This window comes from Microbacterium sp. LMI1-1-1.1 (genome assembly GCF_040815675.1).
GTDB lineage: Bacteria > Actinomycetota > Actinomycetes > Actinomycetales > Microbacteriaceae > Microbacterium.
The window spans coordinates 616,864-633,019 of record NZ_JBFPNN010000001.1 but is presented as its reverse complement, the minus strand read 5'-3'; the positions used below and the strand labels follow the sequence as shown (position 1 = coordinate 633,019).

Sequence of the window (16,156 nt, the reverse complement as noted above, 5' to 3'; positions counted from 1 at the left end):
CCGGCGGGCGCATCCTCGCTACGGTGGAGGCACCGGGCCGCCTCGGGACCCGGCCATCACCAGTGGGGACTCACATGACCACCATGCGCACGCCGCTCGCTCTCATCGCCGCCTCGGCCCTGCTCCTGCTCACCGGGTGCACCGGCGGCGGGTCGCCGTCGACCGCCTCGGAGACGAGCGACGCACCCTCCTCGACGCCCACCGCGGTCGCCGAGACCGAGAGCGCGGAGACGACCGCGCCGGAAGGCGGGCAGTCCAAGGACGACGCCTGCCAGATCATCATCACGTCGTTCACCGACGTCTCGCAGGCCAGCAGCGACATCGCCACGTCGGACCCGGAGACGGCGATCGCGACGTTCAAGACGCTCGCCGACAAGGTCGAGACCGACTTCGCGCAGATCACCAACGCCGAGGTCGCACCGCTGGCCCAGGAGGCCAGCACCCAGCTCCAGGAGTACGTGACCTTCCTCGACGGCGTCCTCGCCGACCCGAACACCGCGAGCGGCCTGGGCGACCAGATCACCGCACTGCAGGACAGCTTCACCCAGGCCGGGACCGCCTGCGAGGGCTGAGCCGGACGACCACGAAAGGGCGGGGCGATGCCCCGCCCTTTCTCGTGCGCTCAGCTATCGCTGTCGTCCGCGGGCGTGATCGCCTCGGACGCGTCCGCGTCCGCGCCGTCGTCGAGCGCCGCGGGGCCCTTCTCGACGAGGACGCGGAACTGGGCGGCATCCAGGATCCGCAGGCCCAGCTCCTCGGCCTTCGCGAGCTTCGACCCGGCGCCGGGACCGGCCGCGACGAAGTCCGTCTTCTTGGACACGCTCGAGGCCGCCTTGCCGCCGGCGGCGATGATGGCCTCCTGCGCGCCCTCACGGGTGTACCCGTCGAGCGACCCGGTCGCCACGACCGTCAGACCCGCGAGCACGCCGCCCGCTGCGGCCGCCGCCCCGGGACCGGGGTGGCCCGGGATGGCGAAGCGCACTCCCGCCGACTGCCACCGGTCCACGATCTCGCGGTGCCAGTCGACCTCGAACCAGTCGATGACCGCGTCGGCGATGATCCCGCCCACACCCTCGACGGACGCGAGCTCGTCGCGCGAGGCCGCCCGGATGGCATCCAGGGATCCGAACCACTGCGCCAGCGCGCGGGCGGCGACGGGGCCGACGTGGCGGATGTTCAGGGACACCAGCAGACGCCAGAGGTCCTTCGTCTTCGCCTTCTCGAGCTCGGCGACGAGCTTGGTCGCCTGCTCGGACGGCCGCACCTCGCGGAAGTCCTTGCGGATGCCGCGGCGACGGCGCTCCGCCGCGTCGAGGTCCTCGGCGCCGGGCGGGTACGTCGCCGGGCCGAGCTTCTGGAAGGGGGTGCGACGCACGAGCTCACCGGTGTCGGGGTCGACCTTGCGCTCCCCCGTCTCGGCGTCGCGGACGACGACCTCGATCGGGACGAGCTGCTCGACGGTGAGGTCGAACAGGCCCGCCTCGGTGTCCAGCGGCGGGCGCTCCGGGACCTCGGGCTGCGTGAGGGCGGCCGCGGTGACCTCGCCGAGGGCCTCGACGTCGAGCGCTCCGCGCGAGCCGATGTGCTCGACGCGGCCTCGCACCTGCGCGGGGCAGGACCGCGCGTTCGGGCAGCGCAGGTCGATGTCGCCCTCCTTCGCGGGCCGGAGGGGGGTGCCGCACTCGGGGCAGTCCGCGGGCATGACGAACGCCCGCTCGGTGCCGTCGCGCAGCTCCACCACGGGCCCCAGTACCTCGGGGATGACGTCGCCGGCCTTGCGGAGCACGACCGTGTCGCCGATGAGGACACCCTTGACCTTCACGACGTCCTGGTTGTGCAGGGTCGCCTGACGCACGACGCTGCCGGCCACGCGGGCGGGCTCCATCACGGCGAACGGGGTGGCGCGGCCGGTCCGGCCGACCGACACGACGATGTCGAGCAGCCGCGTGTTGACCTGCTCGGGCGGGTACTTGTAGGCGATGGCCCAGCGGGGCGCCCGGCTGGTCGCGCCGAGCTCGTCGTGGAGCGCGAGCTCGTCGATCTTGACGACCACCCCGTCGATCTCGTGCTCGACGTCGTGGCGGTGCTCGCCGTAGTGGGCGACGTAGGCGAGCACGCCGTCGACGGACGGCTCGACCTTGTAGTAGGGCGAGGTGGGCAGCCCCCAGGATGCCAGCAGCTCGTACACCTCGCTCTGTGCGGCGACCGGCGGGTCGGGCCAGGCGCCGATGCCGTGCACGTACAGCGCGAGGGCGGCGATGCGCGCGCGGCCGGCCTCGAGCTCGAGCCCCGACTTCTTCTCGATCTGCTGCCGCAGCCCGCCGCTGGCCGCGTTGCGCGGGTTGGCGAACGCGGGGAAGCGCCGCGCCGCCGCCTGCTCCGCCTTCTCCTCGTCGAACCCCCGGCCGCCGCGACGCCCGGACGCGCGCTCCCGCGCCTCCGCGACCGCGCGCTCGCGATACTCGCCCTGCAGGCGGTTGAGGTTCTCGAACGCCGCGACGGGGATGAACACCTCGCCGCGCACCTCCACCAGGGCGGGGTGCCCCTCTCCGGCGAGCTCGCGCGGGATCCCGGCCACGCGCAGCGCGTTCTCGGTCACGATCTCGCCCACGCGCCCGTCGCCGCGGGTCGCCGCCGACGTGAGCACGCCGTCCTCGTAGCGCAGGCTGATGGCCAGTCCGTCGATCTTCAGCTCGCTCAGCCATGACACCGGGCGGCCCGCCGCGTTCTGCGCCTTGACCGCCCAGTCCCTCAGCTCGTCGGGCGAGAACACGTTGTCGAGGCTGAGCATGCGCTCGGCGTGCTCGATGGTCGCGAGGTCCGTGGTCTCGGCGGCGCCCACGGACTGGGTCGGGCTGTCCTGGCCCTGCAGCTCCGGGTAGAGACGCTCGATGGCCTCGAGCCGGTGCATCCAGCCGTCGTACGTCGCGTCGTCGACGACCTCGGCGTCGCGCCCGTAGTACGCCTCGCGGGCGTCGGTGATCCGCCGGGTCAGGTCTCGCGCCTCGTCGCGCGCCTGGTCGAGGCTCAGGTCGGGAAGCTGGTCGTGCTCACTCACGGGTCAAGCTTAGGGAGGGGTCCCGACATGCCCGCGGGGGTTGCCGGACGTCCGCTGTCGCGCGGGGGCGTGCGGGGCGCGAGGCGGAACGCCGTCTCAGGCGTCGACCGGCACGGCCGAGACGGTCCGGTCGATCGTGAACTGCCCGAGCACGCGCGTGCCCGCGTAGAGCACCGCGGTCTGTCCCGGGGCGACGCCGTCGAACGGCGTCTCCGGCCGGACGGTCAGGATGCCGTCGGCGATCTCGGCGACGGCCGGCACGGGGTCGGCGTGCGCACGGATCTGCACGTCGCACGCGAACCGCGCGGCTTCGGGCCCCCGCCCCGCCCAGGTGAACCGCTCCCCCGCGATCTCGGCGCACGCGAGCGCCTCCTTCGGGCCGACGACCACGGTGTTGCTCACCGGTCGCACCTCCAGGACGAAGCGCGGCTTCCCGTCCGCGGCCGGGACGCCCAGCTGCAGTCCGCGCCGCTGACCGACCGTGAAGGCGTGCGCGCCCTCGTGACTGCCGATCACGGCGCCGGTGCGGTCGAGGATCTCGCCGCGCTCCGCGCCCACCTTGTCGGCGAGCCAGCCGCGGGTGTCGCCGTCCGGGATGAAGCAGATGTCGTGACTGTCGGGCTTCTGCGCGACGGTGAGACCGCGTGCGGCGGCCTCCTGGCGAACCAGCGCCTTCGACGGGGTGATGCCCAGGGGGAAGTAGGTGTGCGCCAGCTGGTCGGCGGTCAGCACGCCGAGGACGTAGGACTGGTCCTTCGCGTTGTCGGACGCGCGATGCAGCTCGCGCCCGTCCGGACCGTCCACGAGGGTGGCGTAGTGGCCGGTGCACACGGCGTCGAAGCCGAGCTCGATCGCCCGCTCCAGCAGCGCGGCGAACTTGATCTTCTCGTTGCACCGCATGCAGGGGTTCGGGGTGCGTCCGGCACGGTACTCGGCGACGAAGTCCTCGATGACGTCGTCGCGGAACCGCTCCGAGAAGTCCCACACGTAGAAGGGGATGCCGAGGCGGTCGGCGGCCCGGCGGGCGTCCATCGCGTCCTCGATCGTGCAGCACCCGCGACTGCCGGCACGCAGCGTCCCGCCCGCGCGCGACAAAGCCAGGTGCACGCCGACGACGTCGTGCCCGGCCTCGACCGCGCGCGCCGCCGCCACCGCGGAGTCCACGCCTCCGCTCATCGCCGCCAGAACTCGCATCGTCCCAGTCTACGAACCCTCCCCTGACCGGGCGCCGGGACCGGCGCGCCGGGTCGGGCCGGGCACCGGGACGGCACGGGCCCCGCCGGGTCGGGCCCGGCACCGGGACGGCACGGTCCCCGGCGGGTCGGGCCCCGCACCGGAACAGCCCGGGCCCCGGCGGGTCAGGCCCGGGCGCCGGAGGCGACCGCGCGCGCGTACGCCGACGGCAGCCGCTCCAGGAGCCGGTCGACGTCCGCCGCGGTCGTGGTCCGTCCGAGGCTGAACCGCAGCACGGACCGCGCGGCGCGCTCGTCCAGGCCGAGCGCGAGCACGACGTGCGAGGGCTCCGCCACGCCCGCCTGGCAGGCCGAGCCGGTGGACACCGCGATGCGCTCCATGTCGAGCAGGAACAGCAGCGTCTCGCCGGCGGCATCCGGGAACAGCAGATGCGCGTTTCCGGGCAGCCGGTCGTCCGGGTCGCCGAGCAGACGGGCGGCCGGAACGGACGAATGGATGCCGCTCACCAGGCGGTCCCGCAGTGCCCGCACCCGCTGCGTCTCGGTGTCGCGTTCGCGTTCCGTCGCGACGGCGGCGGCGGCGAAGGCGGCCGCCCCGGCGACGTCCTGGGTGCCGGCGCGCAGCGCGCGCTGCTGACCGCCGCCGTGCACGAGCGCCGTGATCCGCGCGTGGCGGGAGACGACGGCCGCGCCCACGCCGACCGGGCCGCCGACCTTGTGGGCGGACACCGACATCACCGCGAGCCCACCGGCATCCGACCCCGGGCCGCGCCAGGCGGAGAAGTCGACGGGGACCTGCCCGAGCGCCGACACCGCGTCGAGGTGGAGCGGCACGCCGGCCGCGGCGGCCGCAGCCGAGAGGGCGGGGGCGTCCTGCAGCGTCCCGACCTCGTTGTTCGCCACCAGCGCCGTCGCCATCGCCGCGCCGGGCAGCGCCGCGCCGAACGCGGCGGCATCGATGCGCCCGCGGGCGTCGAGGGGGACGTCGCGGACCCGCGCGCCCTGCGTCGCCGCGAGCCACGACACGACGTCCAGCGTCGCGTGATGCTCGCCGTCGGGGAGGACGATCGCGTCGTCGGCGGCATCCCTCGCCCACCACAGCCCCTTCAGGCCCAGATTCGCCGCCTCCGTGCCTCCGGAGGTCAGCACCACCTCGATGGGCTGGCAGCCGAGCACGCCGGCGAGCTGTTCCCGGGCGTCCTCGAGGAGGCGACGCGCCTCCTGACCGGCGCCGTGGATGGAGGACGGGTTGCCGATCACGTCGTGAGCGGCGAGCCAGGCGTCCCGCGCCTCGGGCCGCAGAGGCGTCGTCGCGGCGTGATCGAGGTAGACCCGCATCTCCGGCCTCCCGTGCGTCGCGCTCATCTGCCTTCACTACCCTAGGCGCATGGTCCGCCCCGAGCTCCTGTCCCCGCCGCGCTCCGGCCTGCTCTCCGCCGCGTTCGACGACCTCGGCGTCCGGCCCGGTCCCGACGGCGGCACGCTGCGCGTCTGGTCGGCGCACGCGGAGGCGATGCAGCTGCTGATCTTCGACGACGTCGACCTCGACTGGGCGATCGAGACCGTGCCGATGGACGCGGTCGGCGGCGGGGTGTTCGCGGCATCCAGTCCCCTCCTCCGTCCCGGCGCGCGCTACGCCGTCCGCGTCGCCGGGCCGCACGGGCCGGGCAACACCTTCAACCCGCAGTCCCTGCTCATCGAGCCCTACTCGCGCGGGCTCGTCGTGGGCGGGTTCGGCGACTGGCGCTCCGTCGTCGTCGACGGCGGGTTCGACTGGGGCGGCTCGACGAAGCCGGCCGTGCCGCTGGACCGCACCGTCCTCTACGAGGGGCACGTCAAGGGGATGACGAAGCGTCACCCGCACGTGCCGCCGGCGCTCCACGGCACCTACGCCGGTCTCGCGCACCCCGCGATGATCGAGCACTTCCTCTCGCTCGGGGTCACCAGCATCGAGCTCCTGCCCGTGCACGCCTTCGCCACCGAGCCGCGGCTGCTGCACCTGGGCCTGAGCAACTACTGGGGCTACAACTCGCTGAACTTCTTCACGCCGCACGCGCCGTACGCCACGGCTGCGAGCCGCGCCGAGGGACCCGAGGCCGTGCTGCGGGAGTTCAAGGGCATGGTGAAGCTGCTGCACGAGGCCGGACTCGAGGTGATCCTCGACGTCGTGTACAACCACACGGCGGAGGAGGGCATCGGCGGTCCGCGCACGAGCCTGCGGGGCATCGACAACCGGTCCTACTACCGGCAGACCGCCGAGGGCGCCTACATCGACGAGACCGGCTGCGGCAACGCGGTGAACACCTCGACGGACGCCGCCGCCCGTCTTGTGCTCGACTCCCTGCGCTACTGGTCCGAGGAGGTGCAGATCGACGGCTTCCGCTTCGACCTGGCCGTCACGCTCGGCCGGGACGAGCGGCACTCGTTCCAGCCCGATCACCCGCTGCTGACCGCGATCCGCGAGGATCCCGCGCTGGCCGGGGTCAAGAAGATCGCCGAGCCCTGGGACGTCGGCATGGGCGGGTGGCAGACCGGGAACTTCGGCGACGGCTGGCTGGAGTGGAACGACCGCTACCGCGACCGGGTGCGCAACTTCTGGCTGAGCGACATCGACTACGCCCGCCGCGCCGAGCACGCCCCCGTCGGCGTCGGCGGCTTCGCCACGAGGCTGGCGGGCTCGTCGAACACCTTCTCCGACGAGCGCGGCCCGCTCGCCAGCGTCAACTTCGTCACCGCGCACGACGGGTTCACCCTCCGCGACCTCGTGTCCTACGACGTCAAGCACAACCTCGGCAACGGCGAGCAGAACCGCGACGGCGCCGACACGAACCGGTCCTTCAACCACGGCGCGGAGGGCGCGACGGACGACGAGCGCGTCCTCGCCGCCCGTCGCAAGGCGATGCGCAACCTGATGGGGACCCTGCTGCTGTCCGCGGGCGTGCCGATGATCACCGCGGGCGACGAGTCCGGACGGACCCAGCGCGGCAACAACAACGCCTACTGCCACGACTCGGCGCTCACCTGGCTGTCGTGGGAGCACGCCCCGTGGCAGCAGGACCTCTTCGCGCACACGCAGCGGCTCCTGCGGCTGCGCCGCGAGAACCCGGCCCTGCGTCCCGTGCGCTTCGCGCGGCAGGGCGAGCGCATCCCGTCGGCCACCGTCATGGAGTGGTTCGACGAGAACGGCGCGACTATGTCGAGCGACGGCTGGACCGACCCCTCCCACCGCACCGTGCAGTGGGTGGCGAGCTCCACGCCGGAGGTCGAGGAGGCCAACCGCATCCTTCTCATCGTCCACGGCGACGAGAACCCCACGGAGGTCACCCTCCCCGGGATCCCGGATGCCACCGCGTACGTGTCCCTGTGGTCCAGCGCCGACGAGCGCCCGGACGATCGCACGCCGCGGTTCGCGCCCGGCGACGTCGTCGCGGTGCCCGGCACCTCCATGCGGTTGTTCCGCGTCGAGTAGGCGGGACGGCGGCGCGCCCCGGTGCGCCGGCCGGGGTCGATCGTTCGCGACTCCGTCCGTCGCGGCCGGTCGCTTCGGTCTCCGCGCGTCGTGTGTCAAGGTCCGTTCCCGGCCCCGGCCGCGCCGGTAGGTTCGGACCGTGGCCCTCACGACGACGACACCCACGCCCGACCGTCCCTGGCGCAGCGCCGCCGCGATCCCCGTCCGTCCGGCGCGGGCGACGCCGACAGCGAAGGGCGTCGCGACACCGCGGATCCCCATCGCGGAGCCGCACCCGAGCGTCCCCGGCGGTCGCTTCCGGCCGTCGGCGTTCGTCGGGGAGGCGGTGCCGTTCACCGTCACCGCGTTCCGGGAGGGACACGACCGCATCGGCGTGCACGTCCGGCTCTTCTCGCCCTCCGGCGACGAGTCGCTGCACCGCCTGTCGCCCCTGAACGACGGGTTCGACCGCTGGTCGGTCCTCGTGGCCCCGCTCGAGCAGGGCGTGTGGCGCTTCCGCTTCGAGGCGTTCGCCGACGACTTCGCCACCTGGCAGCACGCCGCCGAGGTCAAGATCGCGGCGGGCGTCGACGCGCCGCTCATGCGCGAGATGGGCGCCCAGCTCTTCGACCGCGCCCGCGCCGACCGGCGCCGGCCGGCGGAGGACAAGCAGATCCTCGAGGCCGCGGCACGCCGCCTGCGGGACCCGGAGGTGCACGACGACGAGGCTCTGCACATCGTCGAGGACGACGCGATCGCCGCCCTCTTCGCCGCGCGGCCGGTCGCGACGCTCGTCACGGTCGGACGCGACGCCGAGATGCTGGTCGAGCGCGAGCGCGCCGGCGTCGGGGCCTGGTACGAGTTCTTCCCGCGCTCCGAGGGCGCGACCCGCGCCGAGGACGGCTCCGTGGTGAGCGGGTCGTTCCGCACGGCCGTGGACCGCCTGCCCGCCGTCGCCGACATGGGCTTCGACGTGCTGTACCTCCCGCCGATCCACCCCATCGGCGAGAGCAACCGCAAGGGCCCCAACAACACGCTGGTCGTCGAGCCCGGCGACCCCGGCTCCCCGTGGGCGATCGGCGGTCCGGCCGGCGGCCACGACACCGTCCACCCGGATCTCGGGACGCTCGAGGACTTCCGCGCGTTCGTGGCGGCGGCGCGGGACAACGACATCGAGGTCGCCCTCGACCTGGCGCTGCAGGCCTCCCCCGACCACCCCTGGGTCACGGAGCACCCCGAGTGGTTCACGACCCTGCCCGACGGTTCCATCGCCTACGCCGAGAACCCGCCGAAGAAGTACCAGGACATCTACCCGGTCAACTTCGACAACGACCCCGAGGGCATCCGTGCCGAGGTGCTGCGCATCGTGCGCCACTGGATCGCCCAGGGCGTGCGCATCTTCCGCGTCGACAACCCGCACACCAAGCCGCTGCAGTTCTGGGAGTGGCTGATCGCGACCGTCAGCGCCGAGGACCCCGACGTCGTGTTCCTCGCCGAGGCGTTCACGCGCCCCGCGCCGCTGCAGGGGCTCGCGATGGCCGGCTTCCAGCAGAGCTACACGTACTTCACGTGGCGGAACACCAAGGAGGAGCTCGAGGAGTTCCTCTCCGGCCTGGCCCACGACACCGCCGACTTCCTGCGTCCGAACCTCTTCGTCAACACCCCGGACATCCTCACGGAGTACCTGCAGTTCGGCGGTCGCCCGGCCTACAAGATCCGCGCGGCCCTCGCGGCGACGGCGGCCCCTACCTACGGCGTCTACGCCGGTTACGAGCTGTACGAGAACGTCGCGCGGCCGGGGTCCGAGGAGAACATCGACAACGAGAAGTACGAGTACAAGTTCCGCGACTGGGAGGGCGCCGAGGCCGCCGGCGACTCCCTCGCCCCGTACCTCCGCCTGCTCAACCGCATTCGCCGCGATCACCCGGCGCTGCGTCAGCTGCGCAACCTGTCGGTGCACTGGAGCGACGACGACGCGGTCCTCGTCTTCTCCAAGCACCTGGATGCCGCCCTCTCGCCGACCGGTGAGAGCGACACCATCCTGGTGGTCGTCAACGTCGACCCGCACTCCGCGCGGCAGACGACCGTCCACCTGGACACCACGGTGTGGGGCGTCGAACCCGGCACCCCGTACGACGTCGAGGACCTCGTCACCGGACAGGTCTGGACCTGGGCGGACCACAACTTCGTGCGCCTCGACGCGTACAGCGAGCCCGTGCACATCCTGCACGTGAAGGAGGCCCGATGACCACCCTCTCCCCCGACCTGCTCGACGCCGTCGCCCACGGGTCCCACCACGACCCCCACAGCGTCCTGGGCGCCCACCCGACCGCGAACGGCTGGGTCGTGCGCACCCGCCGTCCGCTCGCCCGCACGGTCGTCGTCGAGACGGCATCCGGCGAGACGCTCGCCCTGGAGCACGTTCGTGCCGGGATCTGGGAGGGACGCTCCGCCGAGGCTCCCGGTGCCTACGTCGTCCGCGCCGCGTACGACGACGGCGCGGAGCACACCGCCGACGACGCCTACCGCCACACGCCCTCGCTCGGGGAGCTGGACCTCCACCTCATCGTCGAGGGACGCCACGAGGAGCTTTGGCGCGTCCTCGGCGCGCACGTGCGCGAGCTCGACGGGTCGACCGGCACCGCGTTCACGGTCTGGGCGCCCAACGCGCGCGCCGTCCGCGTGATCGGCGACTTCAACGGCTGGGACGGCACCGGCACCGCGATGCGCTCCATGGGAGGCAGCGGCGTCTGGGAGGTGTTCGTCCCGGACATCGGCGTCGGAACGCGGTACAAGTTCGAGATCCTCACCCGCGCAGGTGCCTGGATCCAGAAGGCCGACCCGATGGCGCGCCTGGCCGAGGTGCCGCCGGCGACCGCGTCCGTGGTCACCGCGTCCGACTACCGCTGGGATGACGACGCCTGGGTGCAGCGACGCTCGCAGACCGCGCCGCTGGACCGCCCGATGTCCATCTACGAGCTGCACCTGGGCTCGTGGCGCCCGGGGCTCTCCTACCGCGACGCGGCGGACGAGATCATCGAGTACGTCGGCGCGCAGGGCTTCACGCACGTCGAGTTCCTGCCGCTCGCGGAGCACCCGTTCGGCGGCTCCTGGGGCTACCAGGTCTCCGGCTACTACGCGCCCACCAGCCGCTTCGGCTCCCCCGACGAGCTGCGCTACCTCATCGACCGTCTGCACCAGGCCGACATCGGCGTGATCATGGACTGGGTCCCCGGCCACTTCCCCAAGGACGAGTTCGCCCTCGCCCGTTTCGACGGCGAGGCGCTGTACGAGCACCCGGACCCGCGGCGCGGCGAGCACAAGGACTGGGGCACGCTCATCTTCGACTACGGCCGCAACGAGGTGCGCAACTTCCTCGTCGCGAACGCGCTCTACTGGTTCGAGGAGTTCCACGTCGACGGACTGAGAGTGGATGCCGTGGCATCCATGCTCTATCTCGATTACTCCCGCAACGACGGGGAGTGGGCGCCGAACCAGTTCGGCGGACGGGAGAACCTGGAGGCGATCCGGTTCCTGCAGGAGGTCAACGCGACCGCTTACAAGCGCTACCCCGGCATCGCGATGATCGCCGAGGAGTCCACGAGTTTCCCCGGCGTCACCGCGCCCACCTCGCACGCCGGCCTCGGCTTCGGGTTCAAGTGGAACATGGGCTGGATGAACGACTCGCTGCAGTACATCGGGCGGGACCCGATGTACCGCTCGCACCACGAGGGCGAGCTGGCGTTCTCGTTCGTCTACGCGTTCAGCGAGAACTTCATCCTGCCGATCAGTCACGACGAGGTCGTGCACGGCAAGGGCTCCCTGTTCGGCCGCATGCCGGGCGATCACTGGCAGAAGCTCGCGAACATGCGCGCGTTCCTGGCCTACATGTGGGCGCACCCGGGCAAGCAGCTGCTGTTCATGGGCCAGGAGTTCGGCCAGATGTCCGAGTGGTCCGAGGCTCGCGGCCTCGACTGGTGGATGCTGGAGCAGCCCTCGCACGCGCAGCTGCAGGCGTTCGTCGCCGAGCTCAACCGCGTCTACCGGGCCCAGGCCCCGCTGTGGTCGCGCGACCACGACGGCGCCGCGTTCTCGCGACTGGGCGCGCCGGCCTGGAACCCCAACGTCCTGGCCTTCGCCCGACGCGACCACCACGGCAACACCGTCGCGGCCGTCTGCAACTTCTCCGGCACGCCGCTGAACGACTTCCCGCTCGACCTGCCCGAGGCGGGGACGTGGACCGAGGTCCTCAACAGCGACGCCGAGGCCTTCGGCGGCTCGGGCCAGGGCAACCTGGGGTCCATCACCACCGACGCCCGCGGCAGCGCGGTCCTCACCCTGCCGCCGCTGGGCGTGCTCTGGCTGCAGCACGGCGCCGGCGCCTGACGCGCCGAGCATGACGAAGGCCCCGACCATCCGGTCGGGGCCTTCGTCCTGCGTTCTCAGAACAGCAGCGAGGCCAGTCGCGACCGGGCGCGGATGACGCGGGCGTCCTCGTCTCCGACGAGGCCGAACAGCTCCAGCAGGCGCTCGCGCACCGGCGCGCGCTCGTCGGCGGGCAGGGCGGCGAACAGCTCCAGCAGACGGCCGAAGGCGTCGTCGACGTGGCCGCCGCTGAGGTCGAGGTCCGCGACGAGGAACTGCGCCTCCGGGTCGAGGGGGGCGGCGGCCGCGGCCGCCCGTGCGGCAGTGAGGTCCGCGCCCTGGACGCGCGCGAGCAGCCGGACCTGTCCGAGGCCGGCTAGGGCATCGGCGTCACGGGGGTTCTCCGCGAGGGCGCGCTCGTAGGCGTCGGCCGCGCGGGCGTAGTCGCCCTCCTCGATGGCCGCGAACGCCTCGGCGTGCAGCGGCGGCAGCGGAGCCTCGGCGGCGTCCTCGTCGACGGGCGCACCCTCGACCGGGACGACGCCCGTGACGCCGTTCTGCGCGGCGACCTGGAGCAGCTGGGCGAAGACGTCGCGCACCTGCTGCTCCGGGACGACGCCGGTGAACAGCGGCACCGGCTGACCGCCCACGAGCGCGACGACCATGGGGATCGACTGCGCGCGGAAGCCCTGGGCGAGCTGCGGATTGGCATCCACGTCCACCTTGGCGAGGACGAGGCGCCCGCCGAGCTCGACGACGACCTTCTCGAGCACGGGGCTCAGCTGCTTGCAGGGCTCGCACCATTCGGCCCAGAGGTCCACGACCACCGGCACGGTGCGCGAGAGCTCGAGCACCTGGCCGAAGGAGGCGTCCGTGGCGTCGAACACGAGGGCGGAGGCCGCACCCGCGGCCGAGGCCTCGGCGGGGGCGGCAGGCGTCTGCGGCCGGTTGCGGAGCGACGACAGGTCGACGGCGCCGCGCATGACGGAACCGGGGGCGGCGGGGTTGCTCACGGAGTCACCTTCGCTTCGAGGAGGCTGGAACGGTATCCGAGGAGACGGATCTTCTCATCCGACCCCTGACTGGGGACGTAGAAGAAGATCTGGTCGGAGTAGGTCGTGGTGAATCCTGTCGCGGACTGGTCGACCCCCGTGAGGGCCTTGACCGCCGGATTGTTGTCCAGCTTGATGACCGCGTCGGAGTTGGTCGACCGCGCGGTGTCGCTCTCGAGGACGTTCACCGCGACGATGGCGCCCGTGTCGAGGGTCGCGAGGGCGATCGGCGCCGCCGTGCCCGCGCTCGCAGTGAACGTCAGCTCACCGGTGCCGGAGGCGGTCTGTGCGAACTCCTCGGTGCGCGTCCGCTTGTTCTCCGCGATGGCCGGGAGGAGCAGGTCGTTCGCGGTGTCGAACTGCGACCAGTAGGCGCTGTTCTCGCCGTTGTTGATGAGATCGGCGTAGGCGGCGGCCACCTGATCGGGACGCAGCACCAGGAACGACGAGTCCGGCGGCACCTGCGTCGCCCCCACGTAGGCCGCGGCGAGCTCGGGGAGGTTCGTGGATGCCTCGAGGTTGCCCACGTAGGAGGCCTTGTAGTCGGCCCAGGGGTCCTCCTGGGTCATCATCATGATCGTGGTCGCGGGAGCCGCGGCATCCTGAGATTCCACCACCGCCATGACGGACCGGGGCCAGCCGCCGATCGTCTGCGGCAGGACGATCTGCACCGGCTCCGCCGGGATCGACGCGAGGGCGGGGCGATCGGGCAGGGCCGCCCGCAGGGTGTAGTTGGTCTCGCGCTCGGCGAGGGCCGACCCGCTCAGACGGGTCTCCGCCACGGCGGGGTCGAGCGACGCGTCGGCCTCGGACACCGCCTGCGAGATCCGGGCGACGATGCGCTTGGCCTGCTCCTCGGTCACCGCCGGCGGGAACTGCCCCTCCGGGACGATGACGGTCGGGGTCGGGCTGGGCGTCTCGCTCGCCGCCAGCTGGGGCCACGCATCCGCCGAGCAGCCGGCGAACAGCACCGCGGACAGGCCCAGTGCGGGGACCGCGACGAGGGCACGGCGCCCGGCGCCGAGCACCCCGCGGCCGCGGCCGGACGCACGACGGCCGGGTGTGGAGCTGACCACGCCCTTGTCGGCGGCATCCAGGTCGACGGTCGAGATCGGCTCGGTCACCGGGAGCGGCAGGCCCTTGCGGCGCGGACGACGCTGCCGGCGCACGTGCCGGATGCCGAGGAAGTACAGGACGATGCCGATCAGCAGCGCGATCGAGCCGCCCACGATGAGCGGTCCCGCCCACGGGGTGGAGTCGTCGACCGGCCACGTGACCGAGATCGTGGACGGCGCGGGCGCGACGCCGTCGGAGGCGATGAGGACGCTCATGTTCGCGGGGAGCTGGAGCGTCGTGGCGAGCGAGCCGTCCTGCTGGAACTCGTCCAGCCACAGGTCCGAGCCCACGGGGGTCCGGGGCGTCGCGGACTCCTCGGAGCCGGATGCCGCGGACGCGTCGGCCGTCGGCTCGACGGTCGAGGTCTGCGCGCGTCCCTCCGCGTCGAGCGTGACGGCGGTGTACTCAGTGTCGGAGAGCCAGGCGCGGACGTCGTCCGTGCGGCCGTAGGCGGCGAAGACCTGGCCGTCGCCCTCGATGCGGAGCGTCTGCGCACCGGGCAGGGCGCCGAGGACCGTTCCGTCCACGAGGGTGTAGGCGGTCGTGGCATCCGTCTGCACGGTCTGCGCGGCCTCCGACGGACCCTGGAAGACGGTGCGCTGGGCGATGCCCGCACCGATCATGACGGCGGCGATGACGAACGCCACCACGGCCCAGACGAATCGCACGCTACACACCATCCCCACCGGCGGCTCGGGCGGCCACCGAAGAATCGACGTTTCAGACTATCCGAGGGTGTCTGAAAGTTCCCACCGAGGCCCGTCGCTGTCCTCCCGCGCCGCCTCGCGTCAGTATCCTGACCGGACGGGCGCGTGCGCACCCGGACGAAGCGGAGTGCACAGCATGAAGATCCACAACCCGTTCCGGGTCGCCCTGTTGGCCACGCTCGGCGTCGGCGTCGGCCTCCTGCTGATCGGCAGCGTCCAGAGCCTGTCGACGATCCTCCTCTACGTCGGCACGGCCCTGTTCCTCTCCCTCGGCCTGGACCCGGTGGTGTCCTTCCTCGAGCGCCGCGGGCTCCCCCGCTGGGCGGCGGTGCTGCTCACCATTGTCGCCGTGCTCGGCATCTTCGCCGGCATCATCCTCATGATCGTGCCGATCATCGTCAGCCAGATCAGCCAGCTCGTCGTCGAGGTGGAGCAGCTCCTGCAGCCCGAACGGTGGAATCAGACGGTCGCGGACGTGGAGGCGTGGGCCTCGGCGACGTTCCCCTGGCTTCAGATCGACGAGGTGTGGAACGGGATCCAGGAGTGGTTCCGCTCCCTGGACCTCGGCTCCGTGTCGACCATGGTGGGCAACAGCCTGCTGACCTTCGGCGGGGCCGTGGCCGCCGGCCTCGGCGGGGCGTTCATCGTCCTGATCCTGACCATCTACTTCACCGCGTCGACGCCGTCGCTCAAGTCGGCGGTCTACCAGCTGGTGCCGGCGTCCAAGCGCGCGCGGTTCATCGAGCTCGCCGAGAAGATCACGGACTCCGTCGGCTACTACGTCATGGGCCAGGTCAGCCTCGGCGTGATCAACGGCATCCTGAGCGCCATCTTCCTCAGCATCATCGGCGCCCCGTTCCCCGCGGTGCTGGCCGTCATCGCCTTCTTCTTCTCCCTCATCCCCCTCGTGGGGACGCTCACGGGATCGACGATCATCGTGCTGACGTGCCTCATCCCCGGGCTCGGGACACCCACGTGGGCGATCCTCGCCGCGGCGATCTACTACCTCGTCTACATGCAGGTCGAGGCGTACGTGCTGGCGCCCCGCATCATGAACCGGGCGGTGTCCGTGCCGGGATCGGTCGTCGTGATCTCGGCGCTCGCGGGCGGCGCGCTGCTGAACCTGCTCGGCGCGCTCATCGCCATCCCGGTGGCCGCGAGCATCCTCATCATCTACCGCGAGGTCGTCATCCCGCGGCAGAACGAGCGCTGACGCC

General features: G+C 72.3%; 10 protein-coding genes. 5 read left to right on the top strand and 5 right to left on the bottom strand.

The window, feature by feature from the left end:
- Positions 1 to 74: 74 nt before the first annotated feature.
- On the top strand, positions 75 to 572 hold the full coding sequence (locus tag MRBLMI1_RS02945; protein ID WP_367726652.1) for a hypothetical protein: 498 nt from the start codon (positions 75 to 77) through the stop codon (positions 570 to 572).
- Positions 573 to 622: 50 nt separating this feature from the next.
- Here MRBLMI1_RS02945 and ligA read toward each other — a convergent pair whose 3' ends face one another.
- The 3 genes from ligA to MRBLMI1_RS02930 form a co-directional block, all read right to left on the bottom strand.
- A complete protein-coding gene (ligA, locus tag MRBLMI1_RS02940; protein WP_367726651.1) occupies positions 623 to 3,058 on the bottom strand; it encodes an NAD-dependent DNA ligase LigA in 2,436 nt (811 codons plus the stop codon).
- Between the two features lie 96 nt (positions 3,059 to 3,154).
- Positions 3,155 to 4,252: a tRNA 2-thiouridine(34) synthase MnmA gene (gene mnmA, locus MRBLMI1_RS02935; protein WP_367726650.1), complete on the bottom strand. Its 1,098-nt coding sequence runs from the start codon at positions 4,250 to 4,252 to the stop codon at positions 3,155 to 3,157.
- A 164-nt stretch (positions 4,253 to 4,416) separates the two neighbouring features.
- A complete protein-coding gene (locus tag MRBLMI1_RS02930) occupies positions 4,417 to 5,589 on the bottom strand; it encodes a cysteine desulfurase family protein (protein WP_367727558.1) in 1,173 nt (390 codons plus the stop codon).
- A 49-nt stretch (positions 5,590 to 5,638) separates the two neighbouring features.
- Here MRBLMI1_RS02930 and glgX point away from each other — a divergent pair, with 49 nt between their 5' ends.
- The 3 genes from glgX to glgB all read left to right on the top strand — a co-directional run bounded on the left by glgX (position 5,639) and on the right by glgB (position 12,085).
- Positions 5,639 to 7,720, top strand: coding sequence for a glycogen debranching protein GlgX (glgX, locus tag MRBLMI1_RS02925; RefSeq protein ID WP_367726649.1), 2,082 nt, complete (start codon positions 5,639 to 5,641; stop codon positions 7,718 to 7,720).
- A 259-nt stretch (positions 7,721 to 7,979) separates the two neighbouring features.
- Positions 7,980 to 9,947 carry an alpha-1,4-glucan--maltose-1-phosphate maltosyltransferase gene (locus tag MRBLMI1_RS02920; RefSeq protein ID WP_367727555.1) on the top strand — a complete coding sequence of 656 codons (1,968 nt, stop codon included), beginning with the start codon at positions 7,980 to 7,982 and terminating at the stop codon, positions 9,945 to 9,947.
- Positions 9,944 to 12,085: a 1,4-alpha-glucan branching protein GlgB gene (gene glgB, locus MRBLMI1_RS02915; RefSeq protein ID WP_367726648.1), complete on the top strand. Its 2,142-nt coding sequence runs from the start codon at positions 9,944 to 9,946 to the stop codon at positions 12,083 to 12,085. Before MRBLMI1_RS02920 ends, glgB begins: the two co-directional genes overlap by 4 nt.
- A gap of 56 nt (positions 12,086 to 12,141) precedes the next feature.
- Here glgB and MRBLMI1_RS02910 read toward each other — a convergent pair whose 3' ends face one another.
- On the bottom strand, positions 12,142 to 13,047 hold the full coding sequence (locus MRBLMI1_RS02910) for a tetratricopeptide repeat protein (protein WP_414685803.1): 906 nt from the start codon (positions 13,045 to 13,047) through the stop codon (positions 12,142 to 12,144).
- Positions 13,048 to 13,073: 26 nt separating this feature from the next.
- On the bottom strand, positions 13,074 to 14,900 hold the full coding sequence (locus MRBLMI1_RS02905; RefSeq protein ID WP_367726646.1) for a glycosyl transferase: 1,827 nt from the start codon (positions 14,898 to 14,900) through the stop codon (positions 13,074 to 13,076).
- A 175-nt stretch (positions 14,901 to 15,075) separates the two neighbouring features.
- Here MRBLMI1_RS02905 and MRBLMI1_RS02900 point away from each other — a divergent pair, with 175 nt between their 5' ends.
- On the top strand, positions 15,076 to 16,152 hold the full coding sequence (locus MRBLMI1_RS02900; RefSeq protein WP_367726645.1) for an AI-2E family transporter: 1,077 nt from the start codon (positions 15,076 to 15,078) through the stop codon (positions 16,150 to 16,152).
- The last annotated feature ends 4 nt before the right edge of the window (positions 16,153 to 16,156 follow it).